The sequence below is a fragment of the Bauldia litoralis genome (assembly GCF_900104485.1).
GTDB classification, from domain to species: Bacteria; Pseudomonadota; Alphaproteobacteria; order Rhizobiales; family Kaistiaceae; genus Bauldia; species Bauldia litoralis.
In genome coordinates this window covers 14,297-37,147 of sequence record NZ_FMXQ01000010.1, presented here as the reverse complement: position 1 = coordinate 37,147, position 22,851 = coordinate 14,297, and the positions used below count along the sequence as shown (strand labels likewise).

The window sequence follows — 22,851 nt, the reverse complement described above, 5'->3', positions numbered from 1 at the left end:
TTCGGCATTAACACGTGCCGCGATAGGCTCTCGGCAACTTGAACCAGAGCCGGTCGACAGGCCTTTCGTGAACACCCTCGCGCGCGTCTCTACAGAGTCTCTTTCCGCGCCGGTCGCCCGTGCGGGCGCCGTGCCTGGCCTCGCCGAGGTCTCGGTCGTCACCGACCTCCGTGCGATCGAGGAGGAATGGCGGGCGTTCGAGGGCACCGCCGTCGGCCATGTCTTCCAGTCCATCGACTTCGTTCGGCCGTGGCTCCTCCATATCGGGCGGGACCAGGTGTCGCCGCGGATCGTCGTCGGGCGCGACGCGGGCGGCAGCATCCTCTTCCTGCTGCCATTCGGTGTGCGCAGGTGCCTTGGCGCCACCGAACTCGAATGGATCGGCGGGCCCTATGCCGATTATCACGCCGGCCTCTACGCGCCCGGTTTCCTGGCCGCGCTCGCGCTGGATGCCGAACGCCGCAAGGCCTTCGTCGAGGCGGCAATCGCGCCGCTGAAGAGCGAGGTGGATGTCGTCCATCTCCGGCGTCAGCCGGAAACCCTCGGCGGCTACCCCAATCCCTTCGCTGCCTGGCATGCTTCGGACCAGCGGACCCGGGCCCACTGGACCCGTCTCTCCGGCGATTGGGACACGTACTATCGCTCCAAGCGCAACTCGAGCTCGCGCCGTCACGACCGGCTCAAGTGGGAGAAGATGGAGCGTATCGGACCCGCCGCCGCCATCGACGCCGAGACGCCGGCCGATGTCCGGCGCGTCCTGTCGGCGCTGTTCGTCCAGAAGGACCAGAGCCTCGCGGCCGGCGGCATCCCGCCCTACTTTGCCGACACAAATGTCCGCGCCTTCTATGACGCGCTGGCGATGAAGCCATACCCGGCCGGGCTCTCCCACGTGTCAGCGATCGAGTCGAACGGCGATGTCGTCGCCGCCAACTGGGGCCTCATCCGCGGCGATCGCTACTACTATGTGATGACCTCATATGACGGCGGCCCGGTGTCGCGTCATTCGCCCGGGCGCGCGCTGATGCGCCACCTGATGCGCTGGTCGATCGACCGTGGCCTCACCGAGTTCGACTTCACCGTCGGCGACGAGGACTTCAAGACCCATTGGTGCGAGGAGAACGAGTATCTGCGCTGCAGCCTCAAGGTCCTCCATCCGCGTGGCGCTCTCCTCGGGCTGGCCATTCGCGGCGTGCGTTCGGCCAGGGCGACGGTCACCGCAAACCCGAAGCTGACGCGCCTCGCCAACCAGGTCCGCTGTCGGCTGGCCGCAAGACGCGGTTGACGGGCGGTCGCCGCGCGATGCGCTGGCCGACATGGGGCGTCTTCTCCCAATAGTGCGGTCGGCGCACCAGTTGCCCCAGCGCGCGAAGACAGGCCACGCCCATCAGCAGCCAGTAGAGCGGCAGCCAGACGAGCGCCGATATCGCCCAGTCGCGATTGCGCATGGCAAGGCACCGGCGGGCCAGCATCGCCATCGCCACATAGCCCGCGACGAGGTTGAAGATGTTGAGGCCGACCATCGCCGCGATGACGGGATCGCCGTCCTGCCAGAGGGCGAAGGGATCGCTGGTCACCAGGATCGGCGTTGCGAGGAAGACCGGATGGGCGAGGGCCGAGACGATCATGCCGAGGCCGACAAGGTTGAAGCCGGCGACCTGGCGGATGCCGATCTCGCGGCAAAGCCGGACGGGATGCCGTGAACTGACCAGCCATGTCTGCATCCAGCCCTTGAACCAGCGCGTCCGCTGCCGCATCCACGGCCCGATCGCCGCCGGCGCCTCCTCGCGGGTCGGCAGGGTGATGGTCGCCGCCCGGTAGCCGAACCGGGCGAGCCGAATGCCGAGATCGGCATCTTCGGTGACGTTATAGGGATCCCACCCGCCGATGCGGTCGATCGCGGCGCGCCGGAAGTGGTTGGAGGTGCCGCCGAGCGGTAGTGGCAGGCGCATGCGGGCAAGCGTCGGCAGAATGCCGTCGAAGACGGTGGCATATTCGATCGCGAAGAGCAGGGCGATCAGCCCGGCATCGGTGTTGTCGATGACGATCGGCGCCTGCAGGCAGGCGAGGTCCTTGCCGTGCCGCTGGAAGGTGGCATAGGCCTCGCGAAGCTGCCCGGGATGGGGTCGGTCTTCCGCATCGTAGATGGTGACGAAAGCGCCGCGCGCGAAGGTCATGGCGTATTGCAGCGCCATCGGCTTGGTGCGGGGGCCGATGCCAGCCGGCACGACGATGACCTCGTAGGGCGCCCCGCCGGCGAGCCGCGTTGCCGCGGCCCGCGTTGCCACGTCGTCCTCCTCGACGATCAGCTTGATGTCCAGCCGGTCGCGCGGCCAGTCGAGGCCGTCGAGTCCCGCCAGCAGTTGTCCGACGATATGGGCTTCGTGAAGCAGCGGCACGAGCACCGTATAGACCGGGAGTTCGTCCGATCCGGTGGCGAGTGGCGGGCGCGGCGGGTGGTCCGGCACGTGGCCGGCGGCGGCGAAGCGCAGGAAGGTGACACCGAGGAAGAAGACGGCCGCGGCGAGATTGATGATCAGCAGGGTCGCCACCGGCGCCAGCATGAGAGCGGCGGCGATCGCGGCAACGGCGAGGCAAGCGGCGACGACCTGCGCCAGCGTCACCGTGCGGCGTGCGGACAGGCTCGGGTCGAGCGATTCAAGCTTGTCCCGCGCCGCCGAGGCATAGCGCCCCTCACCGGTGTGGCGGAGGGCTGCCCGTATCGTGGTTGGTGTCGCAACGGCGAGGCGGGCGCGCGCCGACGGATGGACGGACAGCCAGTGTCCGATCGCCGGCATCAGCGTTTCGTCGGGGGCGAGATAGGCCGGCGCGCCCGCGTCGGCACCCATCGCAAACATCCCGCGATCAATGACGCTTACGTCGGAATAGGCGTTGGGGCCGAGATCGACATATGATGTATAGGAGAGGCCGAGCCGGCGCGCGCGGTTGCGGTAGACCGCTTCCTCGTCGCCGGTCGCAACATCGGTTGCGACCGGCCGATCAAAGGGATCGACGCGTGCCACAATGTCCCCCCACCCCCGGGAGCCGCCGGTTGTCTCCGGCCGGGGCCCGGGCCCATACATCTTTGGCTGTATTTCAGCCGAAAGCACCTATTAGGTGAAGAGAAAAAGCGCGAACGACGGAATTGCGGCATGAAATCAGCACGAATCTCGCGTCGTTTCGCCCGGGTTGCAGGGATATGCCTGCTTGTGGTTGTAGCTGGCGCGTCGGGATCGATGATCGCCGGGGCAGCCGCTGCCCAGGAGACGGAGGTCTCCACCCCGGTCATTCCTGGCTTCTGGGATCCGAAACGCCGGGTCGAACGCCCGCCGGCGGGATCGGTTCCGGTGATCCGCTTCCTGACCACCGACGATTTTCCGCCCTTCAGTTTCCTTAACGAGGAGGGGCGGCTGACCGGCTTCAACGTCGACCTGACCCGCGCCATCTGCGATGAACTCGGCATCCGCTGCACCATCCAGGCGCGCGAATGGGACGATCTCCTGCGCGTCCTGCGCGAGGGCGACGCCGATGCGATCGTCGCCGGCATCGCGGTGACCGCCGATGCGCGCCAGGAACTCGACTTTTCGGATATCTACATGCGGTCGCCGGGCCGTTTCGTCGTCCGCGCCGACGGCGAGGCCTTCGACCCGACGGCCGAGGGGCTTTCCGGCAAGACCCTGGCCGTGGTCGCCCGCAGCGCCCATGAGGCCTATCTGGCGGCCTTCTTTCCCGAGGTCGGGCGCAAGCTCTTCCCGACGCCGGAGGCGGCGCGCGCGGCGCTGAAATCCGGCGAGGCCGACGCGCATTTCGGTGACGGCATGCAGCTCAGCTTCTGGCTGCAGAGCGAGGCGGCCGGCGGCTGCTGCGTGTTCGCCGGCGGGCCCTACATGGAATCGCGCTTCTTCGGCGAGGGCATGGCGATTGCCGTGCCGCGCGGCGCGGTCGATCTCAAGCAGGCGATCGATTCCGCCCTGTCCTCGCTTTACGAGAAAGGCGTCTTCGCGGAGCTCTATCTCCGCTCCTTCCCGGTCGGGTTCTTCTGAACGGGAAGGGCTACGCGACCGCGTGCCGGGCGCGGGCGCCGCGTTCGATCGCCGCGATCACCAGCTTCTCGAGGTTCAGCCGGTCGCGCAGCAATTGCAGGAAGCGAAGCTCCTCCTGCTCGACATGCAGGTCCGCCGCCGCCACGTCGACGGCCAGGGCATAGACGGTCTCGTAGAGCTTGGGCGGCAGCGAGGAGGCGATGACGTTGAGCACCGCCTGCAAACCGTCCTCGCCCTGCATCAGGGCGCCGCAGGCCTCGGCCGTGTCGACCAGCTTCTCATGGTCGAAATCGGCGAAGATCGGCAGGGTCTGGACGATATCGCCGATCGTCTTCAACTCGCGGTCGGTCATGCTCCGGTCGACCGCTGAGATCGTGACCATTGCGTAGATCAGGGCGTCGTGGTGCGGGACGGTCTTGACCGTTTGATTCATGGGGTGCCTCGATGTTCGGATTCCGGCCGAACCCTATGGCCTCGGCGGTCGCGAGGCAAGCACGCCGTCGCGGCCGAAGGGCGCAGCGGTGTTCCACTGCCCGGCTGATGTGGCACGGGGTCGACAGCACCCGAAGTTCGGCATTTGATCGAAACCGAGTTTGCTCTAGGGTCCGCCCGCCCAAGACAACCGGTGACCGAAATGAGCCCTTCCGACGCCCCGCCGATCGAGATCACGCCCGAACTCGCCGACTCCGCCCAACGCTCGAAAGCCTGGCCCTTCGAGGAGGCGCGCAAGATCGTTGCGCGGATCGGGCATGCGCCAGCGCCGCCGGCGGAGGTCGTCTTCGAGACCGGCTACGGTCCCTCGGGGCTGCCGCATATCGGGACCTTCGGAGAGGTCGCCCGCACCACAATGGTCCGCACCGCCTTCCGGGTGCTGACCGTCGACGCGGTGCCGACCCGGCTGATCTGCTTCTCCGACGACATGGACGGGCTGCGCAAGGTTCCCGACAACGTCCCGAACCGGGAGATGATGACCGGGTATCTCGACCAGCCGCTGACCAGCGTGCCCGATCCGTTTGGCGAGCATGACAGCTTTGGCGCCCACAACAACGCCCGGCTGCGACGTTTTCTCGACCGCTTCGGCTTCGACTACGAGTTCCAGAGCGCCACCGAGACATACCGCGCTGGCCGTTTCGACGCGATGCTGCTGAAGATGCTCGAAGCCTATGACGAGGTGATGGCGATCATGCTGCCGAGCCTCAGGGAGGAACGGCGCGAGACCTATTCGCCTTTTCTGCCGCTCAGCCCGACCACCGGGGCAGTCCTCCAGGTTCCCATCCTCGAGCGCAAGCTCGACGCCGGTGCCATCGTCTATCGCGATCCGGAGACGGGTAAGCTGGTCGAGCAGCCGGTTACCGGCGGTGGCGTCAAGTGCCAGTGGAAGGCCGACTGGGCGCTGCGCTGGGCGGCGCTCGGCGTCGACTACGAGATGTCGGGCAAGGACCTGATCGACTCGGTGCGCCTGTCCAACCGCATCTGCAAGCTGCTCGGCGGCGCGCCGCCGGAGGGGTTCAACTACGAGCTCTTCCTCGACGAGACCGGCCAGAAGATATCGAAGTCGAAGGGCAACGGCCTGACCATCGAGGAATGGCTGACCTACGCGTCGCCGGAAAGCCTGTCGCTGTTCATGTTCCAGAAGCCGAAGGCGGCCAAGCGGCTTTATTTCGACGTCATCCCGCGCGCCGTCGACGAGTATTTTTCGTTCCTCGGCGCCTTCGGCCGCCAGGAGATCGACCAGAGGCTTGGAAATCCGGTCTGGCATGTCCATGCCGGCACGCCGCCGTCGATCGACATGCCGATCGGCTTCGCGATGCTGCTCAACCTCGCCGCCGCCTCCAACGCCGACGACAAGGACGTGCTGTGGGGCTTCATCACCCGCCATGTCGATGGCGTGACGCCGGAGAGCCATCCGAAGCTCGACGAACTGGCCGGCTACGCGGTTCGCTACTATGACGATTTCGTCGCGCCGACGAAGCGGTTCCGCGAGGCCGACGCGGAGGAGCGCGAGGCGCTGCTCGCCCTCGACGAGGCGCTGGCCGGCCTGCCGCTCGATGCCGATGCCGCCGATTGCCAGAACACCATCTACGAGGTCGGCCGCTCCTTCGTGCGCTTCCAGGACACCAAGAAGACGGCGCCGGACGGCCGCCCGGGCGTCGCGCTGACCTGGTTCGCCACGCTGTATGAAATCTTGCTCGGCATGGAGCGCGGCCCGCGCTTCGGGTCCTTCGTCGCCATTTACGGCATCCCGGAGACCCGCGCCCTGATCGCCCGCGCCGTGGCCGGCGAACTGGTCACCTGACCCTCAGGACGGTGGCGCAGGCTGGACGGCCGGACAGTCCGGATCGGGCTCCGCGCCGCGCCACATGCCGACCCGTTCGCAGCGCGCTTCCCGCGCCGCGGTCCGGTAGTCGTCCGTCGCGTTGTCGTCCGGCGTCGCCCAGCCCTGGCTGAGCAGCCACCAGCCAACGTCGATCTGCCCGACCCGGCACGGGGCGATGGCCCGGTCGATGCCGTCGAGCGGCGGCAGGAAGCATTCGACCGCCCGGCCGCGCAGGAACATCCGCAGCGAGAACAGCGCGGTCCGTCCGCAGGGCCAGGTCTCGCCATCGGCGCGTTGGCAGGTCTGATCGACCGCCGGCGGCGCGACGCCATAGACCTTGATGGTCAGGCCCTCCTTGGTGATGAAGGTTGCACCATCCGTCGTCCGCGGCAGGAAGAAGCGGCGCCATTTCGGCGGCTGCGGCGGAGCAGGTGGCGTCGGCTCGCGGTAGAGCGGCCCGTCGACGGCGGGGCCGGGCAGGATTCCCGGCGGGGTGACGTTGCGCGTCGCCCGCGGCACCCGCTCCAGGTCCTGCGCCATCGTCGGCGGGGCGAGCGCGGCAAGGATCAGGGTCAACATGGTGACGCCGAGGGCAACGGCGCGGCCGCGCGGCGCGCGGCGGGGAGGCATCGACGGTGCGCCGTCGCCGGTCACTGGCTTGCCCAGACGATCCGCGCCATCCATTCGATGTCGCCGGGCGACAGCGTCCTGTCCTCATGTTCGGCGTTGAAGGACGCCAGCACGACGACCTTCGACGTCTTGCGCTGGAGGATCTTGGCCATCACCTCGCCCTCGGTGGTCTTGACCACCACCCGGTCGCCGCGCCGGCATTCGGCGGCCGGCGAGACGATGATGACATCGCCGTCCCGGTAGAGCGGCGTCATCGAGTCGCCGCTGACTTCGAGCGCATAGGCGCCGTCGCCGTTCGGCCCGGGATAGTTGATCTGGTCCCATCCCTGGCCGGCCGGGAAGCCGCCGTCGTCGAAGAACCCGCCGGCGCCCGCCTGGGCGAGGCCGAGGAGCGGCACCTGGCGCAACGGTTCGACGCTGCGGGCGCGACGCGGGCGCTCGCCGAGAAAGCCGAGGAAATCCGTCATCGACGTCCCGGTCGCCTCGAGAATCTTGGCGAGGCTTTCGGTCGACGGCCAGCGATCGCGACCGTCCGCCGCGACCCGCTTCGACCGGTTGAAGGTCGTCGGGTCGAGCCCGGCGCGGCGCGCCAGGCCGGACGCGGTGAGTTTCTTGCGTTCGGCGAGCTTGTCGATCGCCGCCCATATCTGTCCATGCGACAGCACGAGACCCCTCCGTGCCGTATGTTCCCGTCGGCTGACAGGAATAAATACCTCCTCGACTTATCCCGGCGGAGCGGGTTTGTCGAGTCCTGCTGGGGATAGATGCGTGTCTGGCCGGCGCCTGTCCGCTGCCGTCGCGCGTTAAGGCTTCTTACCGGGGCTTTGACGAGAAGCGCGCGGGTTAACCCCCTGTTTACCATGATTGCCGAAGGGTGGGTCATGTCGGAGCGGACGCTGATTCCCTTGTCGCGCCTTGGGCGCAAGGTCTGGAATCGCCCGGTCTCCGACCTCGGGGGTGCCGCGCCGGCGGTGGGGCAAGACGGATGAAGTCGGGCATGTCGTGGAGCATAAAGGTTGACGACGAGGCTCGCGCGGCAGCGCAGGAAGCCGCGCGTCGATCGGGTGTCTCGCTTGACGAATGGCTGCGCCGGGCGATTGCCGACCATGCGGCGGAGGTCGGTGTTGCGGAGCGTCAGGGGCGCCATGACAACCAGTTGCGGGCCGTCGCCGAGTCGGTGGTGCGTCTGGCCCGGCGGGTCCAGGCGATGCGGGCCGAAGCCCGGTCGGCGGTGACCGATCTGACCGGCCGCCTCGGCGAAATCGAAGCGGCCCTGGGCCGCGTCGGCAGCGCAGCGCGGGCTGGCGCAGCCGATCGCGAGGCGCTCGGCAAGATCGTCGCCATGGTTGATCGCCTCGCCGGCGATCTCGACGATGCCGATGAGTCGGCCCGGGCGACGATAGAGGGATTGCGAAGCTCCGGAAGGGCGAAGACGATGGACTCCACGAGCAGCGTTGCCGACGCCATTCGCAGGCTCGACACCAGTATCGCGGCGATGGCCGAGCGAACGCCGCCCTCTCCGGTTTCCCCTCCCGCTTCGGCCGATACGCTCGGCGATCTTCGCGCCCGTCTCGACGATCTGCTTGCCGCCGGTCCGAAACCGCAGGAGCGCCAGCCCTCGCTCTCCGCCGGCCTCGATCGCACGCTGAGGAATCTCGAGGCCCGTCTCCAGGAAGCCGGCGCCCGCAGGCCGCGCCCCGAGGAACCGGTCGCGCGCCGGGATGAGGGACGCGCCCGTCAGGTCGAGACCTCCCTGGCCGAGCTCGTCGATCGCCTTGCCGGCGCACAGGTGGAGCGGGATCGATCCGCCGCGTCGGCGGAAGCCGCCGTGGCCGAGGCCCTGCAGGCCCTGCGCGGCGACATGGCCGGGCTTGAGCAACGCGTGGTGAAGACGGTCCGCGATGTCGCGGATGACGAGGAAACACGCGGATCCGTGGTCCGAAGGATCGACGCGCTGGCAGCCGAAGCGCCGCGCGATCGTGCCCTGCTCAATGAAATCCGCGACGCGATCGACGGGCTTCGCGGCATTGTCTCGGATACCGGGCGCGAGGCGGCGCTGCTCGACCGCCTCGATGCGCTCGCTGCCGAAGCACCGCTCGACCGCGCGTTGCTGAGAGAGGTCCGCGACGCAATCGACGAACTCCAGCGGGTTGTCGGCGACAGGGGCGCGGAGACGGCGCTGCTCGACCGGATCGACGCGCTGGCGGCGGAAGCGCCGGCGGATCGCGCCCTGCTCAAGGCCATCCGCGCCGAGCTTGAGACCTTCGCCGCAACGGTCGCCGGCACCGCCCGCGAGGAGACGCTGCTCCAGCGTTTCGACGATCTCGCCCACCGCCTGCCCGATCGCGGCAAGCTCGATGCGCTTGGCGAGGAGGTCGCGTCGCTCCGCTGGTCGCTGGAGAGCGACGACAGCCCGCAGGCCGTGTCGCGCCTGGAGATGCGCGTCAACGAGCTGGCTCGCACCATCGAGACCACGCTCAGCGCCCGCCAGTCGGCGTCGGAGGCGATCGCGGTCGGCATGGCGTCTTCGCTGGCCGACATCCGCGGCGCCATCGAGGATATCGCCGCTTCGCAGGGCAGCGGGCCGGACATGGCGGCGCTGCCGGGCCTCGCGGCCAACGTTGCCGAACTCCGCAGCGCGCTCGAGGAGATGACGTCGGTCCGCACGCCGACGACCGACGACGATGCCATTGCCCGCCTCGTCGCCACCGTGGCCGAGATCAGGCAGAGCCTCGAGGCGCGCGACACCGCCGACGTCGATCGCGAAGCGGCGGCGCTCGACCGGGTCGAACGGCGTCTCGATGCGATGGCCGAACGGCTCGAGGACGCACTCTCGCAGATCCCGATGAAGGACGTCATCGACGGACTGGACGACCGGCTGGAACGTCTGGCGGCGGCGATCGAGAACCTCAATCTTCGTACGGCCGATCCCGGCGCACTCGACGCGATCAGGGACGAGATCGCCAGCATCCGTGACGAGATCGCCAACCGCGAGTCGCCACGCGTCGCCGAGCTCGAAGACCAGGTCCGCGAACTCGCAACGCGGATCGAGGCGGCGTCGCGGCCGGATGCCGACGCCGGACAACTGGCCGCGCTCGAAACAAGGATCGCCGCCCTCGCCGACGAACTCGAGCGCGCCGGTCCCCGGACCGAGGCGCTCAAGGATCTCGAGACGAACCTCCAGCGCCTCCAGGCCGGGCTGGCGGATGGCCGCGAGGAATCGGTCGAGGCGGCGCGAATTGCGGCCCGCGAGGCAGTCCGCGACTTTGCCAGCCACAATGAAGACCACGAGCTGCTCGAGGCGCTCCGCCAGGACCTCGACCAGATCAGCAAGGCGGTCGGCGACACCGGCGAGCGGACCGAGCAGACCATCGGTTCGCTGCAGGGGGCGCTCGCCACGGTCGTCGAGCGACTTGGCCGTCTTGAAGGCGAGCCGGCCGAGGAGCATGTCGTTGCCGTGGCCGCCACCGGGACCTTCGGCCCCGAGTCGGGATATGACCGTGTCGCACCGGCCGTTGCTCCCGTCATGCCACCCGCCGCCGGGCCTCGTGATGGCAAGCGGTCGGACGAGCCGAAGCAGGGCAAGTCGGATCTCGCCGCGCTGCGCGAACTCGCCTCGAGCGCCACCGATCCGGATCGCAAGCCGACCGACAGGCGGGCTGACTTCATCGCCGCCGCGCGCCGTGCCGCCCAGGCCGCGGTCGCCGAGGCCGACGCCACCGCACAGCCGGAACCGGCCGAGGCCGAACACAAGGTCAGTCCCTTCGCCCGCATCGGCCATGCGATCCGCAACCGCAAGAAGCCGCTGCTGCTGGCGGCGGCGGCCATCGTCCTGGCGCTCGGCGCCTTCCAGGTCTTCGGCCTGCGGCCGAACAGCCCGAAAAGCACCGCCGGACTGGAGCCGCCCGAAATCAGCCAGCCCGTTGCAGTCGCCGACACGGCTCGCCGTCCCGCCGCAGGCAGCGCCGGCTCGCCGACCGTGCCGCGGGTCGACGCTGTCGCGATGGTGGCGCCGCCGTCCAGCGCCAAGGCGGCGATTGATCTGGCAAATGCCGCGACGGCCGACGAGCGCTTCGCCAACGTCTTCGAAGGCGGCGGGAAACCATCAGCCGCGTCGGCCGCGCCGCGCCCCGTCTCCGCCGCCATCCCCCAGGACCCAGGCCTGCCGCTGGTCGGGTCGGATCAACTGCGTGAAGCAGCCAGCTTGGGCGATCCGTCCGCCGCTTTCGAGATCGCCAACCGGTTCGCCGAGGGCCGCGACGTCGCCAAGGACCTGGCGGTCGCCGCCGAATGGTATCGCCGCGCCGCCAATGGCGGTCTCGCGGTCGCGCAATATCGGCTGGGCAGCCTCTACGAGCGCGGTCAGGGCGTCGACAAGGACCTCACCGAGGCCGTCAACTGGTACCAGCGCGCCGCCGACCAGGGCAATATCGGCGCGATGCACAACCTTGCCGTCATGATGAGCGAGGGCGTCGGCGATCGGCCGGATGTCAACAAGGCGGTCGAATGGTTCCTCGCCGCCGCCAATTACGGGGTCAAGGACAGCCAGTACAATCTCGGCGTCATCTATGCCCGCGGGCTCGGCCCCGAGAAGAATCTCGGCGAATCCTACAAGTGGTTCGCGGTCGCCGCCGCTGCCGGGGACAAGGACGCCGCGGCCCGCCGCGACGAGGTCGCCGCGCTCCTGTCGCCCGACGAACTGGTCGCCGCCCGCGCCGCGGTCCAGGCGTGGCGGACCAAGCCGCCGCTCGCCGCCGCCAACACCGTCGCCGCACCGGAAGGTGGCTGGGATGGCAAGGGCACCGGCATCACCGCCGCGGACCAGAAGGCGCTGGTGATGAAGATTCAGGCGCTGCTGACCGAGCAGGGCTACGACCCCGGCCCGCCGGACGGGATCGAGGGACCGAAGACGCGCGAGGCGGTCATCGCCTTCCAGCGCCGGATCGGCGTCGAAGCGAACGGGGTCATCGACCGCGGGCTGGTCGCCGCGCTCGACAATTCCGGCTGACGCCCCGTCTCGCGTTGACAGGACGCGGCGTGCGGCGCTTTATCGATTCGTGTGTCCGTGCGTGACCGCCCGAGCCTCAGCTTCCCGTCTCCGACTGGCGTTCCACCGTGCTGATCTATCTTCCCATTGCCGGGCTGTCGGTGAACATGTTCATCATCTTCGGCATGGGGGGAGCGGTCGGCTTCCTCTCCGGCCTGTTCGGGGTCGGCGGCGGCTTCCTGCTGACGCCTTTGCTGATCTTTTCCGGCATCCCGCCGGTGGTGTCGATCGCCACCGTCGCCTCGCAGATCGTCGCCTCCTCGTCGTCGGCAGCGCTCAGCTACTGGCGTCGGCGGATGATCGACATGAAGCTCGCCCTCGTCCTGATGCTGTCCGGCGCGGTCGGGACCCTGCTCGGCGTCGTCGTCTTCAACGCCCTGCGCCAGCTCGGCCAGCTCGATCTGATCATCAGCATTTGTTACGTCACCTTCCTCGGCCTGATCGGCACGCTGATGTTGCGCGAGTCGGTCCGCTCGATGATCAACAGCCGCAAGGGACGACCCGCGCCGCTCCGCCGCGCCGCCCAGCATAACTGGGTCCATCGCCTGCCCTTCAAGATGCGCTTCAAGCGCTCCAAGCTCTATGTCAGCGCCATTCCGGTGGTGGCGCTCGGCTTCGGCATCGGCTTTCTCGGCGCGTTGCTCGGCATCGGCGGCGGCTTCATCCTGGTGCCGGCGCTGATCTATCTGCTGCGCGTCCCGACCAATGTTGTCATCGGCACCTCGCTGATCCAGATCGTCGCCACCATGTCGATCGCGACGATGCTGCATGCCTATTCGAGCCAGACGGTCGACATCGTGCTCGCGCTCATCCTGATGGTCGGCGGGGTGATCGGCGCCCAGTTCGGTGTGCGGGTCGGCCAGAATATCCGCGGCGACCAGCTTCGCGCCCTGCTGGCGCTTCTCGTCCTTGCGGTCGGCATCCGCTTCCTGATCGGCCTGGTGACGCCGCCGGACGAGCGCTATTCGCTGACCATTCTGACCGGGGGGGCGCTGTGAGCCGGATGGCCATCCTCGCCGGGGTCTTCGGCCTAGTCGCCGGAAGCGCTGCGGCGGAGACGCTGACGATTGCCCTCTCGACCGCTGAGATCAAGGTCAATTCCACCTTCAGCGGCGAGACCGTGACGCTGTTCGGCGTCATCGAGCGCGATGCGGCGACGGTCTCGCGCAACACCGACTACGAGATCGCCGTCGTGCTGCGCGGGCCACCGCAGGATGTCATCGAGCGCCGCAAGGATCGCATCGCCATGGTGTGGGTCAACAGCGCCTCCGAGACCATCGTCGCCGCTCCGTCCTTCTATGCGCTGGATACCTCCGGCGAACTGGCGGAGATCTCGACACCGCCGATCCTCGCCCGCAACGAGATCGGCTTCGACAGCATCGACTTCCAGTACAAGGGCCGCGATGGAGCCGATGATCCGGTCGCGACGGAATTTCGCGATGCCTTCGTCCGCCTCAAGAAGAATGCCGGCCTCTATTCCGAGCAACCCGCCGGCGTCTCCTTCATCGGCGGCACGGACGATGTGTTCCAGGCGGCGATGTGGATCCCGGCCAATGCGCCGGACGGCGAGTATACGGTCGAGGTCTTCCTGTTCTCGGGCAACGCGCTGCTGGCGCGGGAAGAGGGCAGGCTCCACATCACCAAGGTCGGCTTCGAGCAGCTGATGTATTCCTCGGCCCACAACCACGCGCTGCTCTACGGTCTTGCCTGCGTACTGCTGGCGCTGTTCACCGGCTGGCTGGCCGGCGTCATCTTCCGTCGGGACTAGTTAGCGGGAAGGGGAGCGGTCAGTCCGGCCGAAGCACCTTGCGGCCGACCGCATAGACCCGGTCTTCGCCGAGCATGTAGGCGCGGAAGGCGGCGAGGTCGAACACCCCGGCAAACGTCTTGTCGAGGACGTTGAGGCCGCCGGCATAGGCGCCGAAGGCGGGCAGGATCAGCCGTCGGCCGTCGCCGGCGAAGCACCGGCGGCGTACCCATTTGCCACGGCCGGCGACGCGCGCCGCCGGGTGGAGATGGCCGGCGATTTCGCCATGCCCGCCGTCGCCGATCGTCGGCTCGTGGCGGAAGACCAGCGGCCCGATCGCCAGGCTGTCGAGATGGCCGCCGTCGAGACCGGCGGGTGCGGCCGGGTCGTGGTTGCCGGCGATCCAGATCCAGTCGCGGCCGGATTGCAGCGCCTTCAGCGTCGCGCGGTCGGAGGGGCGGAGCCGCGCCGCGCCCCCGTCATCGTGAAAGCTGTCGCCGAGCGCGACGATCGTTGCCGGGTCGAACCGCGTGACCAGCCGTGACAGCCGCGTCAGCGTCTCGACCGTGTCATAGGGCGGCAGCATCCGGCCGCGCCGGGCAAAGGCCGAGCCCTTCTCGAAATGGAGGTCGGCGACGACCAGCAGGCGGCGATCCGCCCACCACAGCGCACCGTCGGCGAATGCCTCGAGCACGACCCCGGCCACGGCGACAAGCGCCGGTTCCGGATCGGTCTCCATGCGTCGCGCCGGTTCAGCCATCGCCCATCGCTTCCTTCACCAGGTCCTCCGCCGCCTCGCGCAGCACGTCTTCCTGCGCCTCGCCAGCGATCACCTCGCGGCCGATTTCCAGCATCACCGGCAGCGCCAGCGGCGAGATGCGATCGAGTCGCTTATGCACGATTCTGCCCTTGATTCGCGACAGCATATCGCCGAGCCGGGCGACGTCGAGGTGGCCGGTGGCCGCATCGGCCCAGGTCGCCTGCATCAGGATATGGTCCGGCTCGTGCGCCCGCAGCACATCGTAGATCAGGTCGGAGGAGACGGTGACCTGCCGGCCGGTCTTCTCCTTGCCGGGGTGTCGCTTCTCGATCAGCCCGGAGATCAGCGCCGCCGACCGGAAGGTGCGCTTGAGCAGGTAGCTGTCCGCCATCCATGCATCGAGGTCGTCGCCGAGCATGTCCTCGTCGAACAGTTCGGCGAGGCTGGGGGCGCCGTCGGCGAAGGCCCGGCCGAGGTTGCCGAGCCCCCAGACCGCCAGCGAGTAATCGGTGGCGACGAAGCCGGTCGGCTTCAGCCGCGCCCGCTCGAGCCGGCGGGTGAGCAGCATGCCGAGGGTCTGGTGGGCGAGGCGGCCCTCGAAGGGGTAGCAGACGAGATAGGAGCGATTGCCGCGAGGAAAGGTCTCGACGAGGAGCTGGTTGCGCCGCGGCAGGATCGAGCGCTTCTTCTGGATCCGCAGCCAGTCTGAGACCTGCACCGGCAACTGCCCCCAGGCCCTGGGATCGGACAGCAGGCCGCGGACGCCGGTCGCCAGATAGGTGGTCAGCGGGAACTTGCCGCCGGCATACATCGGGATCTTCGGCGTGTCGTCGGCGGTGCGGGTGGCGATCGCCTCATTCTCGCGGATGCCCTCGAAGCGCAGCACCTGGCCGGCGAAGAGGAAGGTCTCGCCGGGCGACAACTGCTCGATGAAATACTCCTCGACCTTGCCGAGGGTCCGCCCTCCGCGCCCGGCAAAGCCGGCCCGCGCCGAGCGGCTGACCCGCACATTGAGCATCGGCGCCTCGATGATCGTCCCGACATTCAGCCGGTATTGCTGGGCAAAGCGCGGATGGGTCAGCCGCCACAGGCCGTCCGGCCCTTTGCGGATCTTGGCGTAGCGCTCGTAGGTCTTCAGCGCGTAGCCGCCGGTCGCGACGAAATCGACGACACGGTCGAAGGTCTCGCGGGTGAGATTGCGATAGGGGTAGGCCGAGGTCACTTCGGCGTGCGCCGCGCCCGCCTCGAAGGGCGCGGCGCAGGCCATGCCGAGGATGTGCTGGGCCAGCACGTCGAGCCCGCCAGCCCGGATCGGCGGCGTGTCCTGGGCGCCAAGGTAGTTGGCGTCGAGTGCGGCGCGACACTCCAGCACCTCGAAACGATTGGCCGGAACCAGCAGCGCCTTCGACGGCTCGTCGAGCCGGTGATTGGCGCGGCCGATCCGTTGCGCGAGGCGGCTCGCCCCTTTCGGCGCGCCGATATGGACGACGAGGTCGACGTCCCCCCAGTCGATGCCGAGATCGAGGGTCGAGGTGGCGACCACGGCGCGCAGGCGCCCTTCGCTCATCGCCGATTCGACCTTACGCCGCTGGGTCGGGTCGAGCGAGCCGTGATGGAGGGCGATCGGCAGCCCATCGGTGTTGATCCGCCACAGTTCCTGAAAGATCATCTCCGCCTGGCTGCGGGTGTTGACGAACAGCAGCGCCATCTTGTGGGCGCCGATCGCCGCGTAGATGTCGGCGAGCGCATAGCGTGCGGAATGGCCGGCCCATGGCACGCGCTCGGCCGAGTCGAGGATGGTGATCTCCGGCTTGGCGCCGCCGGCGACGGTGATCAGGTCGGCCAGCCGACGCGGCGGCGTCTTCGCCTTCCTGCCGGCGGAGGGTTTGGCAACCTCGTCAGACGGCGTGGGGGGCGCGCCGCGCTGCCCGACCAGCCAGGCCCGCAGCGCATCCGGATCGGCGACCGTCGCCGACAGGCCGATCGCCTTGAGCTTCGGTGCAAGCGTCCGAAGCCGCGCAAGGCAGAGAGCGAGCAGGTCGCCGCGCTTGCTGACCACCAGCGAATGCAACTCGTCGAGGATCACCGTATCGACATCGGCAAAGAAGCGGTCGGCGTCGGTCGCCGAGACGAGAAGGGCGGTCTGTTCCGGCGTCGTCAGCAGGATGTCCGGCGGCTTCAGCTTCTGGCGCTGGCGCTTGTGAACCGGGGTGTCGCCGGTGCGGGTTTCAATGCGCACCGGCAGCCCCATCTCGGCGACCGGCTGTTCGAGGTTGCGGGCAATGTCGACCGCCAGCGCCTTCAGCGGCGAGATGTAGAGCGTATGCGGCCCGCGCCCGCCAACCGGAGCGTCCCTCGGCCTTTCGTGCAGCGAGACCAGCGTCGGCAAAAAGCCGGCCAGTGTCTTTCCCGCGCCCGTCGGCGCGATCAGCAGGACCGAGCGCCCGGCCCGGGCCCTGGCGAGCAGATCGAGCTGGTGCGGCCGCGGCGCCCAGCCGCGCGACGCGAACCATTCGGCGAAGGGTGCGTGAAGAACCGTCGTGTGATCACTGATGTCGGCGCGGGCGGTCATGGACCCAAGAGGTAGTGCCGGGGGTGCCCGAGGTCCACGTTTTGTTCCTTGAACACACATGCGCTTGGTTCGCGTGCAGTGCGCGTCTATCTTTACCCATGCGAGTTTCTTTTGATCCCGACAAACATGAGCGCAATTTGCGGGAGCGTGGATTTGGATTCGACTACGCAGCCCTTATATTTGAAGGCCGTACGCTTGAATGGCCTGACCGCCGTCGCAACTACGGGGAAGCGCGGATCATCGCTATAGGGACGGTTGCTGACGATGTGATGGTGGTCGTTTACACGGATCGTGACGACACGCGGCGGATCATTTCTGCGCGACTGGCAAATACCAAGGAACGGAAGCTATGGCGACAAAGCCGCTGATAATTGATGATATCCTAGGTGTTCGGCCGACCATAGATCGTGCCAAGCTCAATGCGACGGACGATCATGAGATCGATCGACAGATCGCGGCGGATCCTGATACCGCTCCCGATATGTCAGCGCAGGTGCAGCCGCCCGTGCGTCGAACCGGTAGGGTCAGGACCCCAGTCCGCTCCGCAGGTTATCGATTCGAGATCTACAAGGACAAGAGTGGAGAGTATCGTTTTCGTTTCAAGGCATCGAATGGCGAAACGATGTTTGGTTCCGAAGGCTACAGGGCAAAAGCATCGGCCATGCGGGCGATCCAATCGATCAAGCTTCACACGTCCGCCGCGGACGTCTTGGATGACAGCTGAGCGCCGCCATTCTTTGTGACTGCGCCCACGTAACTTGTCGGCTGATGCCCTGAAATGCGCGCCGAAGACGTCCTCTGCCCGACCCCGGCCGGCCTCTATTCGAAGGCCGGCGATTTCCACATCGATCCGACCCGTCCGGTGCCGAGGGCACTGATCACCCATGGCCATGCCGACCATGCCCGGCCCGGCCATGGCTCGGTGCTGGCCACCCACGAAACGCTGCGGATCATGGCCTCCCGCTACGGCGAGGACTTTGCCGGCGCCAGCCACACGGCCGTGCTTGGCGAAACCGCGCGGATCGGAGATGCCGCCGTCACCTTCCAGCCGGCTGGCCACGTGCTGGGCTCGGCCCAGATCCTGGTCGAGGCGGACGGCCTGAGGATTGTCGCCTCGGGCGACTACAAGCGTCGTGCCGACCCGACCTGCCTGCCGTTTGTGCCGATCCCCTGCGATATCTTCATCACCGAGGCGACCTTCGGCCTGCCGGTTTTTCGCCATCCCGAGCCGGAAGACGAGATCGCCAAGCTGCTGGCGTCGCTCGACCAGTTCCCGGAGCGCGCCCACCTCGTCGGCGCCTATTCGCTCGGCAAGGCCCAGCGGGTCATCCGCCTGCTCCGCGACGCCGGCTATGATCGGACGATCTACCTGCATGGCGCGATGGAGAAGCTTTGTCGCCTCTACGAGGAGGAGGGCGTGGCCCTGGGCGACCTGGCGTCCGCCACGGTGGAAACCGGCAAGAAGGGCGACTTCGCCGGCAGCGTCGTCGTCTGCCCGCCGGCCCAGATCGCCGAGCGCTGGGCGCGGCGCTTTCCCGATCCGGTCGCCTGCTTCGCCTCCGGCTGGATGCGGATCCGCCAGCGGGCCAAGGCCTCCGGCGTCGAACTGCCGCTGATCCTGTCGGATCATGGCGACTGGGACGAGCTCACCGCGACGATCACCGAGCTCGCGCCCGCCGAGGTCTGGGTGACCCATGGCCGGGAGGAGGCGCTGGTCCGCTGGTGCGAGCTTCAGGGCATTGCCGCCCGGCCGCTCCACATGGTCGGCTACGAGGACGAGGCGGAAGAGTAGGGCAGAGCCCTCAGTGGCCCTCGGCCCAGAAGCGGATCAGCTTGTGGGCGATGGCGATCGTCGGCGGGCATTGGATTCCGCCGGGATGGGTGCCGGCGAGGATGGACCGCACCTCGTCGCGCGGGAACCAGCGGGCGTCTTCCAGTTCCACCTCGTCGCGGGTGATGTCGGTGGTCAGCGCCTCGCCATGGCAGCCGATCATCAGCGAGCAGGGGAACGGCCACGGCTGGCTGGAATGATAGCTGACCCGGCCCAGCGCGATCCCGGCCTCCTCGGCGGTTTCGCGGCGGACAGCGTCCTCGATCGTCTCGCCCGGCTCGACGAAACCGGCGAGGCAGGAATACATGCCTTCAGGGAACCGCTCCTGCCGGCCGAGCAGGCAGCGTTCCTCGGGACCGGACGTGTCGATCGCCAGCATGATCACCACCGGGTCGGTGCGGGGAAAGTGCGGAGCGCCGCAGGACGGGCATTCGCGGCGGTAGCCGCCGGCCTTCATCACCGTCTCTTCGCCGCAGACGCCGCAATAGCGGTGGCGGATGTTCCAGTAGCAAAGGCTGCGCGCCTGGGCGAGGGCGCCGAGATCGTCCGCCGCCATCTCGCCGGCGACGGCCAGGCTGCGCAGGTCGGCGAGCTGGATTCGGTCCTCGTCGACCGGCGTTTCGGCCGGCAAGGTGGCCGCCAGCCGCGGGCCGTCGTCGCTCCAGCCGAGCAGCACCATGGCGTCCCGCGCCGCGCCGAAGGCTTCGGCTTCGGCAAGGGTGAAGAGCGGATCGATCGCGCGGCCGTGCTTCATCATCGCCAGGTCGTCGCGCAGCAGGTAGAGCCGCGCCGCCGGATCGGCCAGCGCCGCCGGGACCGAGTCGTCGTCCCGGTTCTCGCTGCGCCGGTCGATGCGGTTGCCGGAGAAGCCGTGAAGGTTGCTTCGATCCTCCGTCGGGAGGCCGTCGAAAAAATGCGCCATGATGTCGGGACTTTTCAATCGGGAAGGAGGTCGCGGATTCGTCCCGCCAGTTTATCCCGAACACCCGGTTCATAGGCAACCGCCTCGCCGCGACCCCAGATCGGCCCCGGCCATGCCGGGTCGGTGGTGAAGCGTGCGATGACATGGACATGGAGCTGGCGCACCATGTTGCCAAGCGCCGCGACGTTGAGCTTGTCGCAGCCGGTGACGGTCCGCAGCGCTTCCGAGACGAGGACGATCTCGTCGAGGAGCGCCGCCCGGTCCTCCGGCGCAAGGTCGATGATCTCCGCCATGTCGGGCCGCCGCGGTACCAGGATCAGCCACGGAAACCGCGCGTCCCTGGCCAGCAGAAGGTCGGAAAGGGGCAGACGGCCGATCGCGACGCTGTCGGCGGCAAGGCGTTCGTCGAGGGTGAATCCGGTGTCCATGGGGTTCCGCTTGCCATCTGAATGGGTCGGCAGGCTAACCCAAAACCGGGCGGCGCTGTTGGGGCGGGCTGCCGGGGATGCGGCTTCCCACAGATTCCATCGCGTCAAAACCGTCCGGACCCTTGCCACAGGGGCTTGCCGCCATGATATGGTGGCCCGGGAAGTCGGTGGCGGACGTGCTCCTCGCCAACCGGGTCAGATCCGGAAGGAAGCAGCCCTAACGAGTTTCGGCGCGGGTCGCTTGCCGGCTTCCTTTTCTTGCCTCGCCGAGCCTGGTCGATTCGGGAAAGGCAGGCCTTTCGCGGGAAGGCCGGTCGTCGGGCGGGCTCAGGACCGCGCCCTCGAAGGGGGTCGGCCCGGTCGGTCCGGGCCTGAACCGGCAGCGAGCGATGGACGGCAGCACCCACGAAACCGCCGACACCGGCCACTATCGCGTCCTGGCGCGCAAGTACCGGCCGGAAAGCTTCGACGACCTCATCGGCCAGGAGCCGATGGTCCGCACCCTGACCAACGCCTTCGACACCGGCCGCATCGCGCAAGCCTACATGCTGACCGGCGTCCGCGGCGTCGGCAAGACCACCACCGCACGCATCCTCGCCCGGGCGCTGAACTATTCGGTCCCCGGCAAGGTCGACCGGCCGACCATCCAGATGGATGAGCTCGGCGAGCATTGCGCGGCGATCATGGAAGGCCGGCATATCGACGTCATCGAGATGGACGCCGCCTCCCATACCGGCATCGACGATATCCGCGAGATCATCGAGGCGTCGCGCTACAAGCCGGCGGTCGCCCGCTACAAGGTCTACATCATCGATGAGGTCCACATGCTGTCGAAGGCCGCCTTCAACGGCCTTCTCAAGACGCTCGAAGAGCCGCCCGAGCATGTGAAATTCGTCTTCGCCACCACCGAGATCCGCAAGGTTCCGGTCACCGTGTTGTCGCGCTGCCAGCGCTTCGACCTCCGCCGCATCGAGGCCGGCCGGCTGATCGACCTGATGCGCGGCATCGTCGGCAAGGAGGGCGTCGAGATCGAGGACGAGGCGCTGGTCATGCTGGCCCGCGCCGCCGAGGGCTCGGCCCGCGACTCGCTGTCGCTTCTCGACCAGGCGATCGCCCATGCCAATGGCAAGGTTGAGGCGGCGGTGGTCCGCTCGATGCTCGGCCTTGCCGACCGGGCGCTGGTCATCGACCTGTTCGGCGACCTGATGGCCGGCGAGATCGCCAGCGCGCTGACCCGGCTCAAGAACCTCTACGACATCGGCGCCGACCCGGCCGTGGTGCTGGAGGACCTCGCCGCCTTCACTCACCTGGTTACGCGGCTGAAGCTGGCGCCGGAAGCCGCCGCCGACGACAGCCTGACCGAGGAGGAGAGGACCCGCGGTGTTGCCTTTGCCGAGAAGCTGTCGCTGCGCGTTCTCGCCCGCACCTGGCAGATGCTGCTGAAGGGGATCGACGAGACCCGCGCGGCGAGCCGGCCGCTGGCCGCCGCCGACATGGTTCTGGTGCGGATCGCCCATGCCGCCGACCTGCCGACGCCGGACGAGGCGCTGCGCGCCATCCGCGACGGCGGAGCGCCGGCCGGACGAGGCGCCACCCCGCCGCCCTCGGCGTCGCCGCCGGCCGGTGGCGAGACACGGGCGCGGCTTGCCTCGGTCGGTGGCGGCGGTTCACGGCCGTTGCCGGTCCAGCAGCCGGCCCCGGCGCCAGCGCCCATCGCAATGCCCGCGGCCGAGGCCGAGCCGGCGGTTCGCCTCGCGACCTTCGCCGAACTCGTTGCCCTGGCCAGTGCGAAGCGCGACCTGAAGTGGAAGCACGCCCTGGAACACTCGATCCGGGTCAGCCGGTTCGAGGAAGGGCGGATCGAACTCGCGGTCACCGAGGACGCCCCCAAGACGCTGGTCGGCGAATTGTCGCGCAAGCTCGAGGAATGGACAGGCCGCCGCTGGATGGTGGCGGTCGCCGAGGCCAATGCGCCGACCATCGCCGAAACCCGGCAGGCGGCCCGCAACCAGCTCGTCGACGACGCCCGCGCCGATCCGGTGGTCGCCGCGGTGCTTGCGACCTTCCCCGGCGCCGAGATCGTCGACGTCCGGGTGCGGACCGACGAGGGCGGGGCGGGGCCGCTGTCGGATGGCAGCGACGTCATCGCCATTGCCGACGAGGACGATGACGACTAGGACAGCGGGCCTGACGGGCGGGCGGTACGTGAATCGGAAGGAGACGACATGGCGCTTGGCGACATGATGGGAATGATGAAGCAGGCGAAGCAGCTTCAGGAGAAGATGCAGGCCATGCAGGAAGAGGTCGCTGCCATGTCCATCGAGGGCGTGGCCGGCGGCGGTCTGGTCACCGTCACGATGAACGGCAAGGGCGAGATGAAGGCGATCCACATCGATCCCTCGCTGATGAAGCCGGAAGAGGCGGAGATCGTCGAGGACCTCATCGTCACCGCCTGCAACGACGCCCGTTCGCGGGCCGACGCGACGCTTCAGGAGAAGATGAGCGAAATGACCGGCGGCATGGCGTTGCCGCCCGGCCTGAAGCTGCCGTTCTAGCG

At 68.3% G+C, this 22,851-nt stretch carries 19 protein-coding genes and 1 other RNA gene; 12 read left to right on the top strand and 8 right to left on the bottom strand.

Translation table 11 applies throughout. From position 1 onward, the window contains the following. The first annotated feature begins 67 nt into the window (after positions 1–67). A complete protein-coding gene (locus BLT60_RS20290) occupies positions 68–1,282 on the top strand; it encodes a GNAT family N-acetyltransferase (RefSeq protein WP_139167906.1) in 1,215 nt (404 codons plus the stop codon). Here the strand turns inward: BLT60_RS20290 and BLT60_RS20285 are convergent. Next, positions 1,212–3,020, bottom strand: a complete 1,809-nt coding sequence (locus tag BLT60_RS20285) for a glycosyltransferase family 2 protein (protein WP_175478551.1) — start codon at positions 3,018–3,020, stop codon at positions 1,212–1,214. The genes BLT60_RS20290 and BLT60_RS20285 overlap by 71 nt on opposite strands. 129 nt (positions 3,021–3,149) lie before the next feature. On the opposite strand from BLT60_RS20285, the gene BLT60_RS20280 reads away from it, so the two are divergent. Beyond that, the gene (locus tag BLT60_RS20280) at positions 3,150–4,040 is read left to right on the top strand and encodes a transporter substrate-binding domain-containing protein (RefSeq protein ID WP_244521366.1); all 891 of its coding nucleotides are present in this window, start codon (positions 3,150–3,152) and stop codon (positions 4,038–4,040) included. 10 nt (positions 4,041–4,050) lie between these two features. Here BLT60_RS20280 and BLT60_RS20275 read toward each other — a convergent pair whose 3' ends face one another. Beyond that, entirely contained in the window at positions 4,051–4,473 is a 423-nt protein-coding gene (locus tag BLT60_RS20275) for a tellurite resistance TerB family protein (RefSeq protein WP_090879419.1), read from the bottom strand. Between the two features lie 201 nt (positions 4,474–4,674). Between BLT60_RS20275 and BLT60_RS20270 the strand changes: the two genes are divergently transcribed. Further along, the gene (locus tag BLT60_RS20270; protein WP_090879852.1) at positions 4,675–6,336 is read left to right on the top strand and encodes a lysine--tRNA ligase; all 1,662 of its coding nucleotides are present in this window, start codon (positions 4,675–4,677) and stop codon (positions 6,334–6,336) included. A 3-nt stretch (positions 6,337–6,339) separates the two neighbouring features. Here BLT60_RS20270 and BLT60_RS20265 read toward each other — a convergent pair whose 3' ends face one another. Beyond that, a complete protein-coding gene (locus BLT60_RS20265) occupies positions 6,340–7,041 on the bottom strand; it encodes a thermonuclease family protein (protein ID WP_139167905.1) in 702 nt (233 codons plus the stop codon). Beyond that, entirely contained in the window at positions 7,008–7,652 is a 645-nt protein-coding gene (locus BLT60_RS20260) for a S24 family peptidase (protein WP_090879415.1), read from the bottom strand. Before BLT60_RS20260 ends, BLT60_RS20265 begins: the two co-directional genes overlap by 34 nt. 332 nt (positions 7,653–7,984) lie before the next feature. Here BLT60_RS20260 and BLT60_RS20255 point away from each other — a divergent pair, with 332 nt between their 5' ends. The 3 genes from BLT60_RS20255 (at position 7,985) to BLT60_RS20245 (ending at position 13,802) form a co-directional block, all read left to right on the top strand. Continuing rightward, positions 7,985–11,995, top strand: coding sequence for a peptidoglycan-binding protein (locus BLT60_RS20255; protein WP_139167904.1), 4,011 nt, complete (start codon positions 7,985–7,987; stop codon positions 11,993–11,995). A 107-nt stretch (positions 11,996–12,102) separates the two neighbouring features. Then, positions 12,103–13,032, top strand: coding sequence for a sulfite exporter TauE/SafE family protein (locus tag BLT60_RS20250; protein ID WP_090879411.1), 930 nt, complete (start codon positions 12,103–12,105; stop codon positions 13,030–13,032). Positions 13,033–13,037: 5 nt separating this feature from the next. Continuing rightward, a complete protein-coding gene (locus BLT60_RS20245) occupies positions 13,038–13,802 on the top strand; it encodes a TIGR02186 family protein (RefSeq protein ID WP_090879409.1) in 765 nt (254 codons plus the stop codon). Between the two features lie 19 nt (positions 13,803–13,821). Here the strand turns inward: BLT60_RS20245 and pdeM are convergent, their stop codons facing one another. Both pdeM and BLT60_RS20235 read right to left on the bottom strand, forming a co-directional pair. Then, a complete protein-coding gene (pdeM, locus tag BLT60_RS20240) occupies positions 13,822–14,541 on the bottom strand; it encodes a ligase-associated DNA damage response endonuclease PdeM (protein WP_244521365.1) in 720 nt (239 codons plus the stop codon). After that, the gene (locus BLT60_RS20235) at positions 14,534–17,113 is read right to left on the bottom strand and encodes a ligase-associated DNA damage response DEXH box helicase (RefSeq protein ID WP_090879405.1); all 2,580 of its coding nucleotides are present in this window, start codon (positions 17,111–17,113) and stop codon (positions 14,534–14,536) included. The genes pdeM and BLT60_RS20235 overlap by 8 nt, the downstream gene beginning before the upstream one ends. 98 nt (positions 17,114–17,211) lie before the next feature. Between BLT60_RS20235 and BLT60_RS20230 the strand changes: the two genes are divergently transcribed. The 3 genes from BLT60_RS20230 to BLT60_RS20220 all read left to right on the top strand — a co-directional run bounded on the left by BLT60_RS20230 (position 17,212) and on the right by BLT60_RS20220 (position 18,905). Then, entirely contained in the window at positions 17,212–17,481 is a 270-nt protein-coding gene (locus BLT60_RS20230) for a BrnT family toxin (protein ID WP_090879403.1), read from the top strand. A 137-nt stretch (positions 17,482–17,618) separates the two neighbouring features. Next, the gene (locus BLT60_RS20225) at positions 17,619–17,837 is read left to right on the top strand and encodes a YegP family protein (protein WP_244521375.1); all 219 of its coding nucleotides are present in this window, start codon (positions 17,619–17,621) and stop codon (positions 17,835–17,837) included. Between the two features lie 54 nt (positions 17,838–17,891). Beyond that, positions 17,892–18,905, top strand: coding sequence for a ligase-associated DNA damage response exonuclease (locus tag BLT60_RS20220; RefSeq protein WP_090879401.1), 1,014 nt, complete (start codon positions 17,892–17,894; stop codon positions 18,903–18,905). Between the two features lie 10 nt (positions 18,906–18,915). On the opposite strand, the gene nudC is transcribed toward BLT60_RS20220, so the two are convergent. Both nudC and BLT60_RS20210 read right to left on the bottom strand, forming a co-directional pair. After that, positions 18,916–19,866 (bottom strand): NAD(+) diphosphatase, encoded by a 951-nt coding sequence (gene nudC, locus BLT60_RS20215; RefSeq protein ID WP_090879398.1) that lies wholly within the window; start codon positions 19,864–19,866, stop codon positions 18,916–18,918. A 14-nt stretch (positions 19,867–19,880) separates the two neighbouring features. After that, entirely contained in the window at positions 19,881–20,294 is a 414-nt protein-coding gene (locus tag BLT60_RS20210; RefSeq protein ID WP_090879397.1) for an HIT domain-containing protein, read from the bottom strand. 158 nt (positions 20,295–20,452) lie between these two features. On the opposite strand from BLT60_RS20210, the gene ffs reads away from it, so the two are divergent. The 3 genes from ffs to BLT60_RS20195 all read left to right on the top strand — a co-directional run bounded on the left by ffs (position 20,453) and on the right by BLT60_RS20195 (position 22,849). Continuing rightward, positions 20,453–20,551, top strand: an RNA gene (ffs, locus tag BLT60_RS20205) — signal recognition particle sRNA small type. Positions 20,552–20,683: 132 nt separating this feature from the next. Next, a complete protein-coding gene (locus BLT60_RS20200; RefSeq protein WP_090879846.1) occupies positions 20,684–22,471 on the top strand; it encodes a DNA polymerase III subunit gamma/tau in 1,788 nt (595 codons plus the stop codon). A gap of 48 nt (positions 22,472–22,519) precedes the next feature. Beyond that, complete coding sequence (locus BLT60_RS20195) at positions 22,520–22,849, top strand: YbaB/EbfC family nucleoid-associated protein (RefSeq protein WP_090879395.1); 330 nt, start codon at positions 22,520–22,522, stop codon at positions 22,847–22,849. Positions 22,850–22,851: the final 2 nt, after the last annotated feature.

Excerpts from the sequence above, each read along its gene's own strand:
- BLT60_RS20280 (WP_244521366.1), top strand. The coding sequence starts at position 3,150 with ATGAAATCAGCACGAATCTCGCGTCGTTTCGCCCGGGTTGCAGGGATA.
- BLT60_RS20270 (WP_090879852.1), top strand. The coding sequence starts at position 4,675 with ATGAGCCCTTCCGACGCCCCGCCGATCGAGATCACGCCCGAACTCGCC.
- BLT60_RS20255 (WP_139167904.1), top strand. The coding sequence starts at position 7,985 with ATGTCGTGGAGCATAAAGGTTGACGACGAGGCTCGCGCGGCAGCGCAG.
- BLT60_RS20275 (WP_090879419.1), bottom strand. The coding sequence starts at position 4,473 with ATGAATCAAACGGTCAAGACCGTCCCGCACCACGACGCCCTGATCTAC.
- nudC (WP_090879398.1), bottom strand. The coding sequence starts at position 19,866 with ATGGCGCATTTTTTCGACGGCCTCCCGACGGAGGATCGAAGCAACCTT.
- BLT60_RS20245 (WP_090879409.1), top strand. The coding sequence starts at position 13,038 with ATGGCCATCCTCGCCGGGGTCTTCGGCCTAGTCGCCGGAAGCGCTGCG.
- pdeM (WP_244521365.1), bottom strand. The coding sequence starts at position 14,541 with ATGGCTGAACCGGCGCGACGCATGGAGACCGATCCGGAACCGGCGCTT.
- BLT60_RS20220 (WP_090879401.1), top strand. The coding sequence starts at position 17,892 with ATGCGCGCCGAAGACGTCCTCTGCCCGACCCCGGCCGGCCTCTATTCG.
- BLT60_RS20200 (WP_090879846.1), top strand. The coding sequence starts at position 20,684 with ATGGACGGCAGCACCCACGAAACCGCCGACACCGGCCACTATCGCGTC.
- BLT60_RS20265 (WP_139167905.1), bottom strand. The coding sequence starts at position 7,041 with ATGGATGGCGCGGATCGTCTGGGCAAGCCAGTGACCGGCGACGGCGCA.
- BLT60_RS20235 (WP_090879405.1), bottom strand. The coding sequence starts at position 17,113 with ATGACCGCCCGCGCCGACATCAGTGATCACACGACGGTTCTTCACGCA.
- BLT60_RS20210 (WP_090879397.1), bottom strand. The coding sequence starts at position 20,294 with ATGGACACCGGATTCACCCTCGACGAACGCCTTGCCGCCGACAGCGTC.
- BLT60_RS20195 (WP_090879395.1), top strand. The coding sequence starts at position 22,520 with ATGGCGCTTGGCGACATGATGGGAATGATGAAGCAGGCGAAGCAGCTT.
- BLT60_RS20230 (WP_090879403.1), top strand. The coding sequence starts at position 17,212 with ATGCGAGTTTCTTTTGATCCCGACAAACATGAGCGCAATTTGCGGGAG.